Raw genomic sequence first — 19661 nt, forward strand, 5'->3', positions numbered from 1 at the left:
TGTTGGTGAATCGAGCGGCTTTGATTTATGATCGAATGGTATTGGCTGCGCAATCGATCGAGCTCTTGAGCACGATTTCGCCGTTCCTTTTTCATGCCCCCAATCCAGCTCCAACCGCTTCTTACTTGATCGCCGGAAAGCTTGTTCATGTTTGTGTGCCCGCAATGTACCGCCCAGCTGACCGATACGCAGCAATCGGAAGGACGCTGTCCTGGATGTGGGGCCGCATGGGATGCTGAACCGGTGATCGGCAGAACGATCGATCTGCCGGATAGTGGAGACCTTGGACAGACGTACGAATTTGACCTGGTCGAAGACGATGCGGACAAATCAACTCCATCTGTCGATTTGTCGAGCGACAAGACGACGCCGGATGGGCGCCAAGGAACGATCGAAATCGATACTCCGATTGCGGCTCAGTCGCACGAAGTGATGCAGACGATCGACCTGCCTGACGCTGATGAGGCGCCGATTCCGCCGCGCAGTGTTCTTGATCCGCCTGCTTCCGCGGGGGCTGAGTCGGCGCCAGCGCAACCGCCCAGTGATGAGGAGTTTGGATTTTCGTTGTCGAGCGAAGTTGAAGGAGACGAAGCAGCGAGCGATGTGAATCGCACGATCGATCTTCCTGCGCCAGATTCGTCACTCGGGCATACGGTCGATCTGCCTGATAATTTATTTTCGGCACAAAATACGCTCGATCTTCCCGACGATGGCGGGAGTCCAATTTTCGGACAGACGTTGGATTTGCCTAGCGACGGAGTGGGGCGAACGATCGACTTGCCGCCGGCCTCTGGGATCGGGCAAACTGTCGACAGTGTGGGCGCTGTCGATTCGGAGTTCGATCTCGCGATGGGGTCGAAGCCGCTTTCGGCCGACGGCGTCCGCCGATATTGGGAAGGGGCCGAGAATCCAGGTGATTCTCCGCTGACTTCGCTCAAGACGGCGACCATCGCCAGGGGACGCGAACTGGGCGTGGAAATTCGCGAGCGGATTCTCGCGAAAGATGCGAAGCAGGGCGAATCGTCGGACTATGAGTTGATCAATATCCTCGGCGAAGGAGGGATGGGGACCGTCTACGCGGCCGATCAAAAGTCGGTGCGTCGGCGTGTCGCGATCAAAACGCTGAAAAACAAAGGGGGAAAACGGAAAGACGATCGCGCCAAGTTCTTAAGCGAAGCGGTGCTGACCGGTTTTCTGGATCATCCGAATATTGTTCCGATTCACGAATTGGGACAGACCAGCGACGGCACGCTCTTCTACTCGATGAAGCTGGTGAGCGGCACTCCTTGGCACGAGGCGATTCGCAACAAAACGGAACTCGAGAATCTCGAGTATTTGGACCGCGTTTGCGACGCGGTGGCGTTCGCTCATTCGCGCGGCGTGATTCATCGCGATCTGAAGCCAGAAAACGTCATGCTCGGCGAGTATGGCGAAGTCTTGGTGATGGATTGGGGCTTGGCGGTCGATCTCAACCGCGGCGACCATTTCAGCATGGGAGGTACGCCTGCATACATGGCGCCGGAGATGGTGCGCGGTCCTATCGAAACGATTGGAATCGGCAGCGACATCTATCTGCTGGGCGCGATCCTGTATGAGATCGTCACCGGCGCGCCGCCGCATGCGGCCAAGACGGTGACTGAATGCCTGGTCGCCGCGGCCGAAAATAAAATCACCCCGGTCGATTCCAGCAGCACGCTGCTCAAGATCGCACTGCACGCGATGTCGAGCGATATCAGCCAGCGGCACGTCTCGGTCGCCCAATTTCAGTCCGCGATTAGCGAGTATCAATTCCATTCGCAAAGTTTGGGGATGGCGGCTCGTGCACGCGAAGATTTGGAGGAAGCGCGGTCGACGCAAAACTACGACCAATTCTCCCGGTCCCTTTTCGGCTTCCAGGATGCGATTGATCTGTGGCCGAAAAACGAAGCGGCGATCAATGGTTTTCGCGACGCACGGCGGGCCTACGCCGAATGCGCGCTGGCCAAAGCGGACTTCGACCTCGGCTTGCAACAGTTGGACGAGACCGATCCCGAGACCCAGTCGCTGTACGATGCGTTGATTCGGGGTCAAACCGATCGTCGACTCGCCCAGTCGCGCAAACGTTTCGCCCAATTGTCGGCGATTGCGGCCATGTTGCTGCTGATGGTTGGCGCCGTCGCTTTTGGCGTGGTCGTGTACGGCAAGAATGCGGCGATCGCCAAAGAACGAGATAATGCCGAAGTGCAACGTCAGCTGGCGGTGGAAAATGCAGCACAGGCGGTCAAAGAGAAAAACGCCGCAGATGCGGCGAAGAAAGTGGCCGAGAATGAGAAAGCGATCGCCACCGCGGCAAAGTTGACTGCGGAGAAGGAAAAAGCGGCTGCAGACAAGGCGAAGTTGACCGCGGAGAAAGAAAAGGCGGCTGCGGACGTAGCGCGGGAAACGGCTGTGAATGAGAAGGCGCTTGCCGACAAAGCTCGGGCCGAAGCCGAATTCGCCGCGGTCTTTTCTCGTGTTGGTTTGGCCCAGGCCAAAATCGAGGCGAACGATATCGGGCGAGCGATTGAACTGCTGGAGCAGATTCCCGAGCGCTTTCGCAATTGGGAGTGGGGCCACTTGTACGAACGTTGTCATGCCGACGTGCCGCAGATCGACGCGCTCCGGCCGATCACGGCGGTCGCATTGTCCCCGCAAGGAGACCTATCGGCGGTGGGCGGGACCGACGGAATCGTTTCGCTCTATTCACAAGCGGAAGGAGCGATCGCCCAAAAATCATTGGATCTGCAGGGAGCGCCGATTACGTCGATCGCCTTCGCGCCGACGGGAGATTTTTTGTTGATCGGTTGCGATGATCCGCAGCAACATCTGGTCGCCTGGTATCCGGCGAACGATGAAAAACATACGATCCTCGTGCGAAATCCATACGTCCCAGAGAAAGACCATCCGCGTTATCACGTGGAGCGAATTACGTTTCAGCCGGAAAGCGGCGTCGCCTATATCGCCGCGAATGGCTATCTGTTCTCAATCGCTTCACCGGAAGCGACCGCCAAACCGTTGCGCTATTTCACGGACGGTTTGAATGCGGTGAGCCTGTCATCGGATGGCTCGACGCTGTTGTTGGCCGGCGGGAATGTCCGGCGCGGTCATATCGAAACGTTTGACCTGGAGACGACCGATACCTCGGCGGAAGTAGCGTTAAGCGAGATCCCGATCGCTGCATGTTGGATCGCGCCCGGCATCGCCGCCGTAGCGACCAGCGACGGAGCGATGTCGACCTGGTCTGTGGGCGATCCCGAAGTGTTGGAATTCGATCGGCTGAACTCGCGCGTGAATTCGCTCGACTACAATTCGCAAACCGGTTTGTTGGCGGCTGCGATGGAAGATGGCTCGATCTGCGTTTGGAACATCACCGGCAGCGCTACGCAACCGGTGCGCGGCAAAACGTTGCGGGGACACTTGGATGTCGTCAGCTCGGCACGCTGGAGCAAGGATGGCAAGACGCTGGTTTCGGGAAGCGTCGATCAACATCTTCGCTTTTGGGACTACGAAGCCTACCGCGACCAGCTGACGATTCAGCATGATCATGCCGTTTTAACGGCCGCTTATTCCAGCGACGGACGTTTGGCCGCGACCGGCGATAGCGGCGGCGTCGTTCGGATTTTTCAGCCGGGCCTGTTGAACGGAGGCGATATTTTAGAATTGCGTGAAGGCGACTGGCTGGCCGAAAGTCGCGCGACCGAGTTTGGCGCCCAATTTGTCGGTCCGAATCATCTGGTGACCCAAATCGGCGGCGTCAGCGCTGCGGTGTGGCGACTTGATACGACGGAACAGGTCAGCGCATTCCCGGTGGGAGGCAATTCGGTAGCGATCGCGGCAGCGCCAGACGGCGAGCGTTTCGCGCTGCAAGATGGCGAGAAGTCGCAACTAAGAATTCGCGACTTCTCTGGAAACGAAACGACCATCACGCAACCGGCGAAGGCATGGGGACTCGATTTTTCACCGAGCGGAAAAAAGCTGGCCATTGCAAAATTGGTGATGGCTTCGGTCTATTCGACTCAGCCTGTCAGCGAACCGCTGATTTGGAAGCGTGCGATGAACGGCGTGAAGCAAATCGGGTTTTTGGATGAGAACGTCGTCGCCATCGGGGGCGCACGGGGCGCCGCGGGAGGAGTGACCGTTCTGGAAACCGGGTCAGGAAGAGAACTGGCCGAGTTCCGCGCCAAAGAGAATGAGTCGTATCAATTCTTCTGTTTGTCTCCTGATCGTACGATGATCGCCGCACTGCTGCGCCGTGGAGAAGAAAACGAACACGTCGTAAAGATTTGGCGTCCCAGTTCTGAAACGATCGCCGAGACCTCCGTTCCCTACGAAGTCCGCTCCGCTGCATTTACGGCTGATGGCAATTTGTTATTGGCCAGTGAGCGCGACGTCGCGCTGTGGGACTTAAAAGGAGAGCCGCTGTCGATCCCGGGAGTCGCACAAGCGGCGGCCAGCAGCGGACGCAAGATCGGCGGCGTGACCGGTTCGCCGACCAGCGACGATGAATTGGCGATTTACTTCACCAACCGCGATGTCGAAATCTGGAATACGATGGCAGGCCGCATTCAGCGGTTGAATTCGGCTCGTCCGGTCATCTACGTTGGATTTTCTCGTGATGATACGGAAGTCATCGCCGTGCATAGCGACGGCATGATCCGACGCTGGAACGTTGTCGACGGCAAGAAGATTGGCCAATGGACGACCTCGTGCAAGGATGTCACTTCGGCTGCACTGGGCGATGACAAACTGGCGATCGCCTGCCGCGACGCAAGCTTGACAATCTTCGATTGGAAGACCGGCAAGCCGACTGCCGAGGGGAAACTAGACTCGGCGGCGCTCGATATGACCTGGGCGAATCAGTGGGAAGATCGCTGGATTGCTGGTTGCGTCGACGGTCAACTGCGCATCGTCTCAGGCGAGACCGCGCAGCAAGTCGGTAAGCCATTTGGCAAGCACAGCGGAAGTTACTTGGGGGTTGCGATTGACGCCGACGGGAAGCGTTTGGCGGCGGTCAGCAGCGACCGAAAAGTGCGCGTCTGGCTAGAAGTCGACCTCGCGGCGGAAAAAATAGGAGAGCCGCTCACGCACGAAGGGCACTCGGCCGAGGTGAACAGCGTCGCGTTTTCTGCGGATGGTCGTCGCCTGGTGACCGGCAGTTCGGATAGTATGGTCATTGTCTGGTACGTGGATCGTCCCGACAAAGATAAGCCTTCGCTTATGCGAGAGATCATGCCTCTGCGAGGACATCAGAAGGGGATTAGGGCGATCAAGTTTTCGCCGCAAAGGACCGACTTGATGACAGCTGGCGATGATGGGCGAGCCACGATCTGGTTTGCCGTTGATTGGCAAGTAGAACAGAATGCCCCGCAGCCGATGACGGAAGATGAATAAACGTCATCTGCATCGGTAAACTGTGGGTTAATGACGACAAAGTTGTGATGGATTTCCTGCTTTTTACCACGACGGATTAGTAGAAAATGGGAATAATGGATAAACGAGAAGAAGGCCGAATGGATTTTGGCCTTTGCGTTTCGCCTTCCCAGACTAGCGAACCGAGAGAATAAGACCGTGCGATGCGCGCTTAATATTTATGCCGGACCGAGCGCCGGCCAACGAATCTGGATTGGTGATGGGCAAACGATCAAAGTAGGTCGAACGCATGCGGCTGAGTTTCACATTCCGGGGGACCCGCACGTTTCGGGGCTCCATTTCGCGGTCGAGTTGGTCGACAACCAACTGATGCTGACCGATCTGAAAAGCCGCAACGGCACCTACTTGAACGGCGAGCGTTTGACGCAACCGGTCGCGCTGAACGATGGCGATGTCGTCACCGTCGGAAAAACCCATTTGCAGGCCGCGATTCCCGGCGAATCGACCGGTTCACGTTCTGGTTTGGGATCGCGTTGGTTCGACGAGCAGACCGCTCTGTCGATGGGCGACGAGACCAATCAAGTTCCCAAGCCGGCAGCTGCTCCGCGCTATGACTCGGATTTGACCGAGTTTCTCCCATCCCTCTCCGCCAAACCGGAAAATGTCGAATCGGCGGACCAGCCGCACGAAGTGGGTGATCATTACTCGCGTCTGTCGAGCGGCGACTTCCAAAAATTGCGACAGAAGGCTGGCTACGGTAGTCAGCCCCATATTGATCCGCCGCCTCCGCGGGTCGAACAGCCAGTCGTCCATGGCGCACATCCGGCCGCTTCCGGTTCCGCCGCGCCGGGACCGCTTGACTATGAGTCAGGCGTCGCTCCTTCTGGTTTGAACTACTTCACTCAACGCGTTGTGGTCGATCCGATCGCCGTCGCTCGCTACATTGGTCAAGGTCGCAAGCTGTATGCGATCGTCAATCTGACTCGCTTGCCTGGCGATGATCGCAGCACCTTTTATCGCGAAGCGACATCGCACGGGGCGGTGCCGATTTCCGACAATCAGGTTGTGTTGGATGACCGTAGCGTCGCCCAATTTGAAGCGACAATGCGTTCGATTTGGGGACGAGACGCCGTTATCTGTCTGGCGAGTCGCGCGAGCAAGTTTGCGTTTGTCGCTCATGCGCTGCGTGTCGCGGACAAGCTCACCTTCCCCAGCGAGCTGCTGGAATCGCTCTATACGAAGTCGTCTCAGGACGCCCAAGAGCTGTTCCAGGAAGTTTCTGCGATCATGCTCGAAGTTGATCGCGGCGCCGGCTGGGCGATCTTTAAGAACGACGCTGAAATCCGAACTTGGCGCACGCTGGGCATGCCGTGCCCGCCGGCGTCTGCCCAGCAGAGCCCCTAGCGTTCGTTCCGTCTTGTCATCTTGCAAAGCCATGCTTCTTTTGACGCTTCTGCGTGGGGTGAGCATGGCTTCCAATGGTGATGCAATAAATCTCCCTGGCTATCCGCAGAGAAGTCAGGCTCTTGTGGCAGACATCTCTGCGCCATCGATTCTCGGCGCTCGTACCACGACAATCCTTTTGCCGATTCTATTCCCCGCTCTCCGTTGGGTGTTGGAAAATCGGTTTTGCCGGCAGCCGTCGCAAAACTCTCTCGGATGCGAAAAAGTCGATATTAATCTATTGACGATGCATTAGATGACACGTAAACTAAGTGGACCAAAAGGAGTTTTGTGATGTCTACGAGTCGTTTGCAAGAAGAAATCAAGAAGAAGGAGCCGTTTGCTTCGGCAGAGCAAGAAGCGACGCTCAATCTCTTGCGGACGAGCGACCAACTTCACAACCGGTTCGGACGCTTGTTTCGCAAGTACGGACTGACTTCGTCGCAGTACAACGTGCTGCGAATCTTGCGCGGCGAGGGGAAACCGTTGCCCAGTTTAGAAATCGCGGAGCGGATGATCCAGGTCGTTCCCGCGATCACTGGACTGATTGACCGTTTAGAGAAGCAGGAACTGGTCGAGCGCCGGCGGTGCAACGACGATCGTCGGGTCGTCTATGTCGAGATCACCGAAAAGGGGTTAACACTGCTGAGTGAGATGGATCAACCTGTCAGCGAGACCCATATCCAATTGATGGGGCATCTCTCGAAGGCGGAATTGAAAGAGCTGAGCCGACTATTGGAGAAGGCCCGCATGAGCCTGACAGCCGGAAAAGAAAAAGAAGCCGACGTGTAACCACCGCTCCTTTTTTTCATCATATAGTTGATATGTAAAATAGTGTTGTGAATTTAAAGGGAGAGGGCGATGATCCGAATTCGCAAAGCGAACGACCGCGGCCACTTTGATCATGGTTGGCTCAACACCTACCACACTTTTTCGTTTGGCGGATACCAAGACCCGTACAACATGGGCTTTCGTACGTTGCGTGTGATGAACGAAGACTGGGTCGCCCCTGGTCAAGGTTTTGGGAAGCACCCGCATCGCGATATGGAAATCGTTACTTACGTGTTGGAAGGCGCGCTGGAACATCAAGACTCGATGGGGAACGGCGAAACGCTTCGCCCCGGCGAGTTTCAACGGATGTCGGCCGGCAAAGGGATCTTGCATAGCGAGTTCAATCCTTCCTCAAAAGAGCCGGCGCATCTCTATCAAATTTGGCTCTATCCGGCAGAGAAGGGGATGGAGCCGAGCTACGAACAGAAGAGTTTTCCGGTCGAAGATCGCCAGAATCGCCTGCAACTGGTCGCTTCGCCGGACGCTGCGGAAGGTTCGTTGCGAATCCACCAAGATACACGCATTTTCCTGGCCGAACTTGCTGCCGGCGCTGCGGTAGAACATCCGTTGCCGGCCGAGCGGCATGCCTGGCTGCAGGTGTTGCGCGGTGCGGTGGAATTGAACGGCAAGCCGTTGGGTACGAGCGATGGCGCCGCAATCAGTTTTGAACCGACGGTCCAGATTTCCGCGACAGCTGATGCGGAAATCATGTTGTTTGAGATGAACTAACCCACTTTGTTGACTAATTTTCCGTGACGCCAACGGAAGCCAATTCAGGAAGAATTTCCATGAGCAATCCCATGATCCCCATCGTTTCGATCGCCGGCCGCGTGATGTTGGCCACTATTTTTGTGCTGAGCGCCGTCGGCAACAAAGTTCCGAACTTCGAAGGCGTCGCCGGCTACATGGCCTCTGTCGGAGTTCCGGCTCCCCACGTCATGTTGGCAGGCGCCATCTTGTTTCTGATCGTCGGCGGCGCCACAGTTGCGGCCGGCTATTATGCGCGGTTTGGTGCGGGACTGCTGTTGGTCTTTTTGGTGCTGGCAACTTACTACTTCCATGACTTTTGGAATCTGGAAGGAGAGGAGGCGCAAATGCAGATGATTCAATTCATGAAGAACTTGTCGATGGCGGGAGCGATGGTCTTTCTCATCGCCAACGGCTCTGGAGCTGGCAGTCTCGACGGATCTGGGGGCACAAGCGAAGCGGCCGAAGAGAAAGCAGAATTCTAAATCGCGTTGCGGCTAGAAGAAGAGAGTGAGCGGAGCGCCGGTCGGCGCTCTATTTTTATGCGCCGCAGCCAGAAGCATAGGAATCTCTTAAGAGCGGCCGACCTCAACCGAATTGATCAATTCAAATTCGGGAGAGATCGAGCGGGCGACTTCTTGCGCCATCTGCTTTTGATAGAAGTTTTCTACGCGCCCGGCTAACACAATGCGATTGTCGAAAAATTCAACCTGCAATTGGCGAAGCGGAAAGAGCGGGCTTGCACCAAGTGCGGTGCGGATACGCGAGCGCACGTCTTTTACATTCGAACTAATCATCCTTGGATCTTCCTTGCGACGAGTCTTGGCAAGTGGCGCTGACAAGCGGGTGGGGAGTTTCCGGCGAACGCGAGCGAGGCAAATTTCGTTTTGCGAGGTCATCCGTGGAGCTTAACGCCGGAATAGTTGTTGTATGTTTTCGTCGCCGTCACCGTCAACCACTTTTTTAGAAATGTTAACGTTATCGCCAACTCTTCTCGCTAGCATTACATCAACCAACGATTCCACGTTCGTTTAATTTGGCGATCACCAGAGCGGCAAGCTCTTCAGCAGGGGCCGATCCGCCGGCCAAGGTGATCTCGGCATGGAGCGGAGGTTCGTAGGGATCATCGATGCCTGTCATGCCTTTTAACTCACCGGCACGCGCCTTCTTGTACAAACCTTTCGGATCGCGACTCTCGCATACGGCCAGCGGCGTATCGACAAAAACTTCGATGAAATCGCCCACGGCGCCGCTTGATTCCAGGCGCTGTCGGACCAGATCGCGATCTTTGCGATAAGGACTTACGAATGCAGCCAATGTGATTAGTCCTGCCTGGCAAAAGAGATCGGCGACCGCTCCGATGCGGCGAATGTTCTCTTCGCGATCGGCGGGCCCAAAGCCCAGCCCAAACCGCTCTGCGAAATCGGCGTCATGCGACGTGGCCAGCATCGCAGTGGATGGATTAAGCCCATGTCGCACATTGTCTCCATCCAGGAGAAACGTATGTTCGCCCTGTTCATGCAGTTGACGATCCACCAGATTGGCGATCGTGCTCTTGCCGCATCCGCTGAGCCCGGTGAACCAGACGACGCATCCACGATGGCCGTTAAGACGTTCGCGATCAGCACGGGTAACCGCATGGTCGTGCCAGGTGACTTCGACTTTTTCCATCTCTCAATTCTTCCGCTTCTGCTTATTCGGCGATGCCGGCCAATTCGCACAAGTTGGCTTGCTGGACAGGTTGGGGGCAACTCCAAACCAAAAAGAACAACGCTTCGCGGCACCAACGGCCGACCGCATGGCCTGTAACGTAGCCTGCTCCCTTGGCGGCCGACAAGGCGGCTTGCGTCGTTCGCAGGGCGATACTGTTGGCGCGGCTACGTAGTTGCTCAGTGCTGCAGAGCGGCTCTCCTGCTGCTGCAGATAGCAAGTCGGTCTGAAGATCGCTCAATTCCTGAGCAAATGACTCTGCAGGGGCAGAAAGGTCAGGCCGCTTGATCGCCTCGTTGCGGATATACGCCGCCGCGGCCGTCGCCAATCCGATGGCCAAGGTTGATGTTTCTAAACCCCCTGTCTTCGCGCCGACGCCTACCTTCATGACGTTCTCGACCGGTCCGGCCAGCAAATCTGCGGGGGTGACGCGAACCTGAGAAAATTTGACCATCCCCGTTGCGCTGCCGGTCAAACCGACAAGGCTCGCTGGACTTTCTGCCGATACGCCGGGCGCATTGCCGGCGACGGCGGCCAAGAGCTCGCGTCCATCCTCTAAGGTAGCGCCAACGACCAGCGTATCGGCATGAACGCCGCCGGTGACCCAAGGACTGTAACCGTCAAGTAAAAACGAGTCGCCATCGCTGGTTGCGCTCAACACCGGTTTGCTGAGATGCCGCCGGCTCGTCGTGAGATGCGAGATCCCAACCGTGGCGAAAGCAGCGCCGCTGGCCAAGTCAGGAAGCAGACGTTGCTGGGCCAAATGGTTCGTAGAGCCCGCAATTCGTCGGCAGGCGCCGGTCCGCTGCGTGATGACAAAGGTGGTGGTCAAACATGCCGCGCTTAGCTTTAAATATCCCCGCACAACATCGACGTCGCTCCATCCCATTCCGCCCTGTTCGGCAGAGAGAAACCAGCGAAAAACTCCGGCGTCGCCACAGGCTTTTAGCGACTTCGCCGGCCAATTTTCCTCGGCTGACAGCTGATGGAGTTGCTCGCAAAGGAGGTCGAGTTGCGGATCGTTCGGCTGAGAGATCACGAAATTTCTTTCGAGCGATTTCAAGGAAGAAAATAAAATGGGGGGAGATGGGCATTCGATTTGCTATCAGCTGTCATCGTACGCATTTCCTTGCGTCCTAGCCAGCGAAGCCCGGCAATAGCCAGTTTGATGCTCGGCGAAAAAACAACCTGCCAGCGGTGGTGAGCAATTCCAAATTAGCTAGTTGCTATCGCCAACTTACTGCGATATGTCTAAATGGAGAAAGCGACTGCATGAAGTTAGCTTCAAGCATTCGGTTCTAGGTTCCGATTCGTAGGAGTGATTGGGGTCGCATCCCCGATAATGAACAGGTACATTTGCCTTAAGTCTCCAGTTCCAAAGCGTTTCAGGCATTGCCTGCTGAAGGATGGATTATGAGTCAAGCAGAATTGACGCAAACCGAGTCAGACGCCTTAAAAGGCGTTGTCGCAGAATTATCGGCCGAGAAGCTTTATGACAAGTGCATCGAACTGGCCAACAATCTGTGGTGGACTTGGCAGCCCGACGTTTTCAACCTCTTTCGCGACCTCGATCCGATCCGCTGGCGCCAGCTGGATCACAACCCGATCGCGCTGCTGAAAGAGTTTACGCCAGAGCGGCTCGAGCTTCGTGCCGCCGAAATGGTCCTTTACAGCCGCATTAACCATGCTTATCGCCGGCTGAAAGAATATCTCTCGACGAAAGATACTTGGTCGGCGACCCATGCCGGCGTTTTGGGATCGCGTCCCGTCGCTTACTTTTCAGCCGAATTTGGCATTCACGAATCGCTGCCGATTTATTCGGGCGGTCTGGGCGTCCTCTCGGGCGACCATGTGAAAAGTGCTAGCGGACTGGGCGTTCCGCTGGTCGCGATCGGCCTGTTTTATGACCAAGGCTATTTCAAGCAGCACTTGGACGTCGACGGCTATCAGCACGAAGAGTACATGGATACCAAGGTTGAGAATCTGCCGATGAAGCCGGCGATCTCTCCCGATGGAACTCCGATTACGATCTCGATCGATACGCGTAGCGGCACGCTCAAAGCCAAGCTTTGGAAGATGAACGTCGGCCGCGTAAAGCTCTTCTTGCTCGATTGCGATGTAGACGGCAACAAGCCGGAAGATCGTGAGTTGACCAGCCGTTTGTACGGTGGCGACGAACGAACGCGTATTCGCCAAGAGTTGGTGTTGGGCGTCGGCGGCATGCGAGCGCTCAAGGCGCTCGGCATTACTCCCGGCGTTTACCACCTGAACGAAGGGCACAGCGCCTTCGCTTCGTTGGAAGGAATGCGTGAGCGGATTCAGGAAGATGGCTTGTCGTACGAAGACGCGATGCGTGACGTCGCTCGGCAGACCATCTTCACGACGCATACGCCGGTTCCGGCAGGGCACGACCGATTTGACGCGGGTCTGATCGAAGAGCATCTGGGCCCGCTCCGCGACGCCATGGGGATCTCGCACGATCAGCTGATGGGGTTAGGGCGCGTTGAGCCGCAGAACGAAAACGAGACCTTCTGCATGACCGTCGTCGGGCTCAAACTGTCACGCCGCGCCAATGCGGTCAGCCAGTTGCATGGGCACGTTTCGCGACGCATGTGGGCCCATCTGTGGCCGTGGCGCGTGGAAGAAGAGATTCCGATCGGCCATATCACCAACGGCGTGCATGTGCCGAGCTGGGTCGCCTGGCAGATGTTGCAGCTTTATGATCGCCACTTCCCGAGCGGTTGGTACAGTCGCATGGGAGAGGCCGATTTCTGGCAAAACATTCATAGCGTCGATCCTGGCGAATTGTGGGAAACCCACGCAACGCTAAAAAACCTGCTGCTGCAATTTGTTCGCCGCCGCGTTTCGCGACAATGTCGCCGCCGGGGTGAAAGCGACGAAGCAGTCGAACGAGCTCGCACGCTGCTCGATCCGAACATTCTGACGATCGGATTCGCGCGGCGTTTTGCGACCTACAAACGAGCCGACCTGTTGTTGGATGACCCCGATCGTTTGGACGAAATCGTCAACTCGGCGAACCGTCCGGTCCAGTTCATCTTCTCCGGCAAGGCGCACCCGAAAGATGAGCCCGGCAAAGCGAAGATCCGCGAGATCTTCAATTTGCGGAATGACGAACGCTTCCGACATCGGATCGTGTTTGTCGAAGATTACGACATCAACGTCGGACGCCATTTGATCCAAGGGGTCGATGTCTGGTTGAACAACCCGCGACGTCCGCTGGAAGCCTCCGGAACGAGCGGTCAAAAGGTCGTGTTGAACGGCGGTTTGAACTGCTCGATTCTCGACGGTTGGTGGGCCGAAGCGCACGACGGCAACAACGGCTTTGCGATCGGCAACGGAAGAACGCACAGTTCGGTCGAACGCCAGGACGAACGCGATGGCGAACAGCTGTATCGCGTGCTGGAAAACGAGGTGGTGCCGCTCTTCTATGACCGCGACGTCGATGGATTGCCGCGGGAGTGGATCAAACGGATGATGAACTCGATCGGCACGTTGGCTTGGCGATTTAGCGCTCACCGCATGGTGATGGACTATACGCGTCACGCCTATGTCCCGGCCGCCGGCGGCTTGAGCTGCGATATGAGCCAGTTCTAAGCAATAAGCCTTAGATCCGTAAGCTTACAAAGCGCCTTGCCGGGTTCGGCAAGGCGCTTTTTTGTGGATGTGGAAGCGGGGAAGTTTGGTTGACGGTACGAACGAGTGTACCTTAGCTGATTTTGCATATGGTTTCGTCAAAAAAAGGGAAAATCCAGGACGCTTTAGCGGGATCATTGACGCCCATTTCAGTCTCCGATACTGCTGGCGTCGATTATTGAATTGCGGAATTGACCTAGGACTAATCGTCCTTGGGCACATCGCTAACTGTCATTGGTCAACTTGCCTAAGGACGCGAGACGCGGTTGTCAGAAACGAATATAATTATGGTTCACCGTCGGTCTTCCGATTCAAATTGGAAAAACGTCGGCAAGAAACCGTTCAATACGAGCCTATTGAGTCTCAGTCATTCTTCTTGCAAGAGCTTTGGCGGTCTCGACGTCAATCCTTGAGGTGTCAAATGTCCGAACAGTCATATATGGTAAGCGGCTACGAGCCTGAGGGCAGTGAAGGTACCGTCGTGTTCACTTTCGTGCCGAAAGGGGAGAAACGCGGGACTGCCTCAGGTGATATTTTGTCCAGGCCTCCGCAGTTCGTCGTTGCAGTGCACGTTTCTGACGGAAGCATCAATCTTGATTGGGGCGGCTCCCCCGATGACCCCGGAGTCGCTAAAGATGAAATCCAGAAAGAAGTACAGATTCGCATGCAGGAGAGGACTCTTTGGATTGATCGCGTGCGAAGTCTAGTAGACAACGTGAACATATGGGCCCAGTCGAAGGGATGGTCAACGCGGCGAGTGGAAAAGAAACTGGACGATGCGAGAGTGGGCGCCCACCATGTTCCAGCACTTGTGATGCAAGCGGACACAGTTCGAATCATGCTCGAGCCAATTGGACGTTCTGCCCCCGGCGTAGAGGGAATTGCAGATCTTTATTTGATGCCTGGATATGACGATATCGCAAGCATCTTCTACTACGACGGTGGTTGGAAGCTACACTACGCATTCAGCGGCAAGATTGTGACAAGCATTCGTGAAGCCGAAGCGATTCCGCTCTCCGAGGATTCGCTAAAAAAAATCCTTGAGGAGATGAGGCAACATGCCCTCTAGGCACCAATGGCAATCTCGGATTAAATCTGTCGAACGTGAATTTGTCGCAATCCGACAAGGTACTAATCGTTTTCTTGATCACGCTCAAAGCGATCCTACGATCTTGCTGGCCGACCTGAGACAAGGAGAAATTGTCAGCGCTTCGCGTAACTTGGAGGGGACCTATATCATGCGTCTGTTCGCGGAATTTGAAACGGGGGCAAGGCAGTTCTGGGATGAGACATGGGGAACGGAAATAAAGACATTCAACTTATTTGAAGGGTTGGCCGCGCGCCGCGGGATTCCTGATACGGATCGAATTAATGGGCATCTCGTTCGCGATTACCGGAACAGCTTAGTGCACGAACGCGACGAACAACCTGATCCACTTTCGATTGCCTTGGCACGCAGATATCTTTGCACCTTTTTCAGCTATCTGCCCGTCGAATGGTGATTCGCTTTTCAATCAATGCATACTTGGGCGATGTGAAACTTGTTCAGGTGTCTTTTTTGATAGAAGCAAAAAGCAGCAAGGAAAGAGTCGGATCAACCAAACCGTGGGATCCGAGTGTCGATAGGCCGAACGCGCCTAGGAAGGCGTGATCTGAACACTGCTCGACATCAAAAAATGCTGCACTTCATAGTGTATATGGGTTGAGCCGCAGAAGCGGGTGACGTTTCATGTCGCTCAGCGCAAGATAGTCTCAGATTTCCGCAAATACACAGCGGGTTTCGAGATCGAGTTTACCGTACAAGTGGTGGCGACACTTAAGTGTCGCGCCAATTTAATCTCGAAGGCATTCTTACTGTATAGTTCATCTTGGGTGAAAGTCAAAGCGGGGAAGAGGGCATTGCTTTTCCCTCCACATCCAGCATGACCTGGCGCATGATCATTGGGGGATCACCAGGCCGTGAGTCCAATTGCGGATAGGACTATTGTTCTGCTGCCGATGTCATCAAGATCGAGTCGGCTTGCTGGGGCCGCTGCTGTCACCGTTGGCCGGGTGGAGTCGTTCAAAGCTGTTCATTTCGAGACGTCCGCCTGGCGACGAGATCACCGTCTCTTGCTGCTGATCGCTGAGCGCGAGGTGGATCTTTTTGAGCAATGTCTTGCGGTGAATCGGCTTCGATTGATAGTCGGTGCAGCCGACATCCATACAGCGCTGGCGATCTTCCTCCATCGCTTGCGCCGTCAACGCGATAATCGGCACTTGGTAGCCAAGACCACGCAGCTTTTGGGTCGCGGTATAGCCGTCCATGATCGGCATTTGCATATCCATGAGGATCACGTCGTAGGGCAGGGCGACTTCCTCCGCGATTTCCATTCTCTCCAGGGCTTCGACGCCGTTGGTCGCCAACGTCACTTTGGCGCCGGCTCTTTCTAGAATGGTGCGGATTAGCAATTGTGCGTCGCGGCTATCTTCGACCAGCAGCACGTTCGCGTCGATCCGCGGCGGCATGTCCAACGACGGCTGCGAAAGGCTCTTCAGGCATTGGTCGATCGACTCGACAAACGGGATTCCTTCGATGTCGCCAACCGGAACAGAGAGTGTAAACGCCGAACCTTTTCCCAGCGTACTTTCGACGATCAACGTTCCGCCAAGCAGTTCGGCCAGGCGCCGGCTGATGGGGAGTCCGAGGCCAGCGCCTCCGAACGAACGCGATGTCGTACTGTCTCCTTGAACAAACGGCTCGAAAATGTGTTCCAACTTGTCGGGAGGAACGCCTGGTCCGGTATCCTCGACACGGACGCGCAACATCCGCCGGCCGACGTCGCCAAATGTGGAGGAAAGCTCCAGAGTGATGCCCCCTTTCTCGGTGAACTTCAGCGCGTTACCAACCAGGTTCAGCAAGATTTGCCGCAAGCGGAGCGCATCGGTCTCGATTTGGGCCGGTATCGGCGTTTTGCAACGGACTGAAAGGTGGAGCCGTCTCGCCGCGGCGCGCTTCTTCAAAATGCCGGTGACTTCCTTGGCGATTCGTCCTGGTGAGCAAAGTTCGGTTTGGATCTCGGTGCGCCCTGCTTCGATCCTTGATAGATCGAGCACGTCGTCGATCAAGCCAAGCAAGTGCTCGCCGTTGCGTAGGATCGTATTGAGCGTTTCGTTGCGCTCTTCGATTGAGCCGTAGTCAGGCGACTCCAGCAAGTTTTCGGTAAAGCCCAGAATCGCCGTCATCGGCGTGCGCAGTTCATGACTCATCGTCGCCAGGAAACGACTCTTCGCCAGATTGGCCGACTCGGCGCGGTGTTGTGCGGCTAGCAATTCGTCGTGCGAATGGACAATTTTCCAGGACATCGCGTTAAATTGCCGAACAACGTCATTCAGTTCGTCGTGACATTCGTCGTCGACTTGCAGTCCGAACTCGCCGTCGCCGATTCTTTTGGCGGCGTGCGACAGCCGCGCGATTCGCGCTCGCAATCGATTGCCGACCAGCCAACTAATTCCCAGCACGATGGTCGCCAACAGCAACGCGACGCCAAAGATGTTCCAGCGCAAACGGGTCAGCGGCGCCATCAGCGAGTCCTCGGCTTGATCGACGACCGCCTCCCAGCCGAGTCCCATGTATTTTCCGGAGCCGCGGCTTTCGGCGGCGATCGACAAGATGCGCGTTCCGTCCTCGCTGGCGTATTCATAAACACGCTGCGTTGGTCCAAACGATGTGAAGGTCAGGCCTGTGAGCGGTGAGATTTGATCAAGCGGAGTCCGCGCACTGTAGGCGGAATGGTAGATGTATTTCTTTTCAGCGTCGATCAATGAAATGTTGAGCACCGAATCTTGCTTCGCGCTTTGCTCAATCACATCGACGATTTCATGAATCGAGATCACCGTTTTCAACACGCCCAAAAAATCGCCTTGGGAGTCATCGATTCGCAAGCAAAGACTGATCGCGTACTCTTGGGCGCTTTCGTCATAGGCGACGCTATCGACATAGACCCCTTCTTTTTCCGCCGAGCGCCACCATTGCTCGTCGTTTTGGCGATAGTCGGACGTGCGGTTCGTTTCGGCGACATTGGCTCCGTATCGATTCGTCAAGAAGACTTCGCCATATTCGGCGGCGCCATATTCGTCATTGAGCAGCGATACCTGACGCGCGAGTTCTTGCGACAAGGGGAGCGCGCCAATTTCGGTAGAAAGCTGGGAGACGGCGGGATCGTTCGACCGCCACTGTTGATCGCGCTCGTCGATCGTCGCCTGAATGTCGGGCAACTTCGCAAACTCGGCGTTGGAATCATGCAGCGCTTGCCGGATCTGCGGCGATTCAGAGTAGGCTCTCCACTGCGCGATCCTGGTATGCACCATCCGATCGATCTCGTCGATTACGGATTGCGCATGCCCAGCCGAACGACTGATGATGACGTTGCGGAGCACCTCCGAGGCCTGGCGACTCGCGAGATAGCCGACCAACAGCATACTGATCATTAAGATGATCAGTAACGAATAAAACTTCGTCGTAAGCTTCATGTGCGTTGCCCCTACGCAATAACTTCGCTTTCAACGGAAAGAATAGGTCAGTCGTTCCGTGGTGCGGTGACTTAATCGAGAGGAATTCGATTCCATGATCCGACGCTTTTCGTCTTGAAAGCTCAGGGGCCGAATTTTTGGGCGACTCCTCGCATCTGGTTCGTTTTATCGGGATGCCCCGATGATTCGGGGCCAGCAAGTTAAGCGGATTTCCAGGGTATTTTGTTGGAACGGATCTGGACAGTTTGGACCGATCCTAGCGCCGACCCGTTCTCGTCTGGCTGACTTTGCAGTGATATACTGTTCGCTTTCCCTCCGTCCCTGCCGGCAATGTCCCAACCGAGGCTTGTGCGCGATGTCGATTACCCAGTTCATGGAACGCCACTACCGTCATTTTAACGCTCGAGAAATGCTCGATGCGGCGAAATCTTATAAATCTTTCGTCGAAAATGGCGGGAAGATGATGGTTACACTGGCCGGCGCAATGAGTACCGCCGAGCTTGGCGTTTCATTGGCCGAAATGATCCGCCAGGGTAAAGTGCACGCGATCAGTTGCACCGCCGCTAATCTGGAAGAAGACGTCTTCAATTTGGTGGCTCATAATGAGTACAAGCTGGCCACCAACTATCGCGACCTTTCGCCCGAGGCGGAACGCGATCTACGTGATGCAGGATTCAATCGCGTTACCGACACCTGTATCCCGGAGACGGTCGTTCGTCATCTTGAGCGTCTGCTTACCGAGCTCTGGATCGAAGCGGGCGAAAAGGGAGAGCAGCATTCGCCGGTCGACTATTTCCGGATGCTCTTTGACGCGAACGCGCTGGAGCCTTACTACCAGATACCGGTCGAAGACTCGTGGTTGAAAGCGGCGTTTGACGCCAAGATCCCGATCTACGTTCCTGGCTACGAAGATTCGACCATGGGGAACATCTTCGCGGCTCGCGTGATTGAAGGAAAAGTGAAGTCGCACAACGTGCTGAAGCCCGGCACCGCCCAGATGCAAGAGTTGGTCGAGTGGTATCTGGCCAATCAGAAGGATCATCCGATCGGCTTTTATCAAATCGGCGGCGGCATCGCCGGCGATTTCGCGATTTGCGCCGTTCCCCTGATCATTCAAGATCTTGAGTTGGATGTCAGCTACTGGAGCTACTTCTGCCAAATTTCAGACTCAACCACGTCGTTCGGTTCGTACAGTGGCGCGGTGCCGAATGAAAAGATCACTTGGAACAAGCTCGATGTCCATACCGACAAGTTCATGATCAACTCCGACGCGTCGATCGTCGCGCCGATGATGTTCGCCTACGTGCTGGGGCAATAGCGCGCAGCACGTGTCGGCAGTAACGGCGTTCAAGGCATAGACCTCTTCATGGTGTGCC

General features: G+C 55.8%; 13 protein-coding genes. 9 read left to right on the forward strand and 4 right to left on the reverse strand.

The annotated features are described in order from the left end of the window. Positions 1-147 precede the first annotated feature (147 nt). The 5 genes from M4951_RS04715 to M4951_RS04735 all read left to right on the forward strand — a co-directional run bounded on the left by M4951_RS04715 (position 148) and on the right by M4951_RS04735 (position 8894). Positions 148-5409: a protein kinase domain-containing protein gene (locus M4951_RS04715; protein WP_262025325.1), complete on the forward strand. Its 5262-nt coding sequence runs from the start codon at positions 148-150 to the stop codon at positions 5407-5409. Positions 5410-5586: 177 nt separating this feature from the next. Then, positions 5587-6792, forward strand: coding sequence for an FHA domain-containing protein (locus M4951_RS04720; protein WP_262025326.1), 1206 nt, complete (start codon positions 5587-5589; stop codon positions 6790-6792). Positions 6793-7125: 333 nt separating this feature from the next. Then, on the forward strand, positions 7126-7623 hold the full coding sequence (locus M4951_RS04725) for a MarR family winged helix-turn-helix transcriptional regulator (RefSeq protein WP_262025327.1): 498 nt from the start codon (positions 7126-7128) through the stop codon (positions 7621-7623). A gap of 69 nt (positions 7624-7692) precedes the next feature. Further along, positions 7693-8391 (forward strand): pirin family protein, encoded by a 699-nt coding sequence (locus tag M4951_RS04730; protein WP_262025328.1) that lies wholly within the window; start codon positions 7693-7695, stop codon positions 8389-8391. Positions 8392-8450: 59 nt separating this feature from the next. Next, positions 8451-8894, forward strand: a complete 444-nt coding sequence (locus M4951_RS04735) for a DoxX family protein (protein WP_262025329.1) — start codon at positions 8451-8453, stop codon at positions 8892-8894. Between the two features lie 87 nt (positions 8895-8981). Here M4951_RS04735 and M4951_RS04740 read toward each other — a convergent pair whose 3' ends face one another. From M4951_RS04740 to M4951_RS04750, 3 genes are all read right to left on the reverse strand, one after another. Beyond that, complete coding sequence (locus M4951_RS04740; RefSeq protein ID WP_262025330.1) at positions 8982-9308, reverse strand: BON domain-containing protein; 327 nt, start codon at positions 9306-9308, stop codon at positions 8982-8984. Positions 9309-9417: 109 nt separating this feature from the next. Continuing rightward, positions 9418-10080 carry an adenylyl-sulfate kinase gene (gene cysC, locus M4951_RS04745; protein WP_262025331.1) on the reverse strand — a complete coding sequence of 221 codons (663 nt, stop codon included), beginning with the start codon at positions 10078-10080 and terminating at the stop codon, positions 9418-9420. 22 nt (positions 10081-10102) lie between these two features. Beyond that, complete coding sequence (locus M4951_RS04750) at positions 10103-11158, reverse strand: acyl-CoA dehydrogenase family protein (protein WP_262025332.1); 1056 nt, start codon at positions 11156-11158, stop codon at positions 10103-10105. A 374-nt stretch (positions 11159-11532) separates the two neighbouring features. On the opposite strand from M4951_RS04750, the gene glgP reads away from it, so the two are divergent. The 3 genes from glgP (at position 11533) to M4951_RS04765 (ending at position 15275) form a co-directional block, all read left to right on the forward strand. Continuing rightward, positions 11533-13734: an alpha-glucan family phosphorylase gene (gene glgP, locus M4951_RS04755; protein WP_262025333.1), complete on the forward strand. Its 2202-nt coding sequence runs from the start codon at positions 11533-11535 to the stop codon at positions 13732-13734. Between the two features lie 460 nt (positions 13735-14194). Continuing rightward, positions 14195-14842: a hypothetical protein gene (locus tag M4951_RS04760; RefSeq protein ID WP_262025334.1), complete on the forward strand. Its 648-nt coding sequence runs from the start codon at positions 14195-14197 to the stop codon at positions 14840-14842. Continuing rightward, positions 14832-15275 carry a hypothetical protein gene (locus M4951_RS04765; RefSeq protein ID WP_262025335.1) on the forward strand — a complete coding sequence of 148 codons (444 nt, stop codon included), beginning with the start codon at positions 14832-14834 and terminating at the stop codon, positions 15273-15275. Before M4951_RS04760 ends, M4951_RS04765 begins: the two co-directional genes overlap by 11 nt. Positions 15276-15777: 502 nt before the next feature. Here M4951_RS04765 and M4951_RS04770 read toward each other — a convergent pair. Then, entirely contained in the window at positions 15778-18285 is a 2508-nt protein-coding gene (locus M4951_RS04770; RefSeq protein WP_262025336.1) for an ATP-binding protein, read from the reverse strand. A gap of 409 nt (positions 18286-18694) precedes the next feature. Between M4951_RS04770 and M4951_RS04775 the strand changes: the two genes are divergently transcribed. Then, entirely contained in the window at positions 18695-19603 is a 909-nt protein-coding gene (locus tag M4951_RS04775) for a deoxyhypusine synthase family protein (protein ID WP_410050430.1), read from the forward strand. Positions 19604-19661: the final 58 nt, after the last annotated feature.

This window comes from Blastopirellula sp. J2-11, assembly GCF_024584705.1.
Taxonomy (GTDB): Bacteria; Planctomycetota; Planctomycetia; order Pirellulales; family Pirellulaceae; genus Blastopirellula.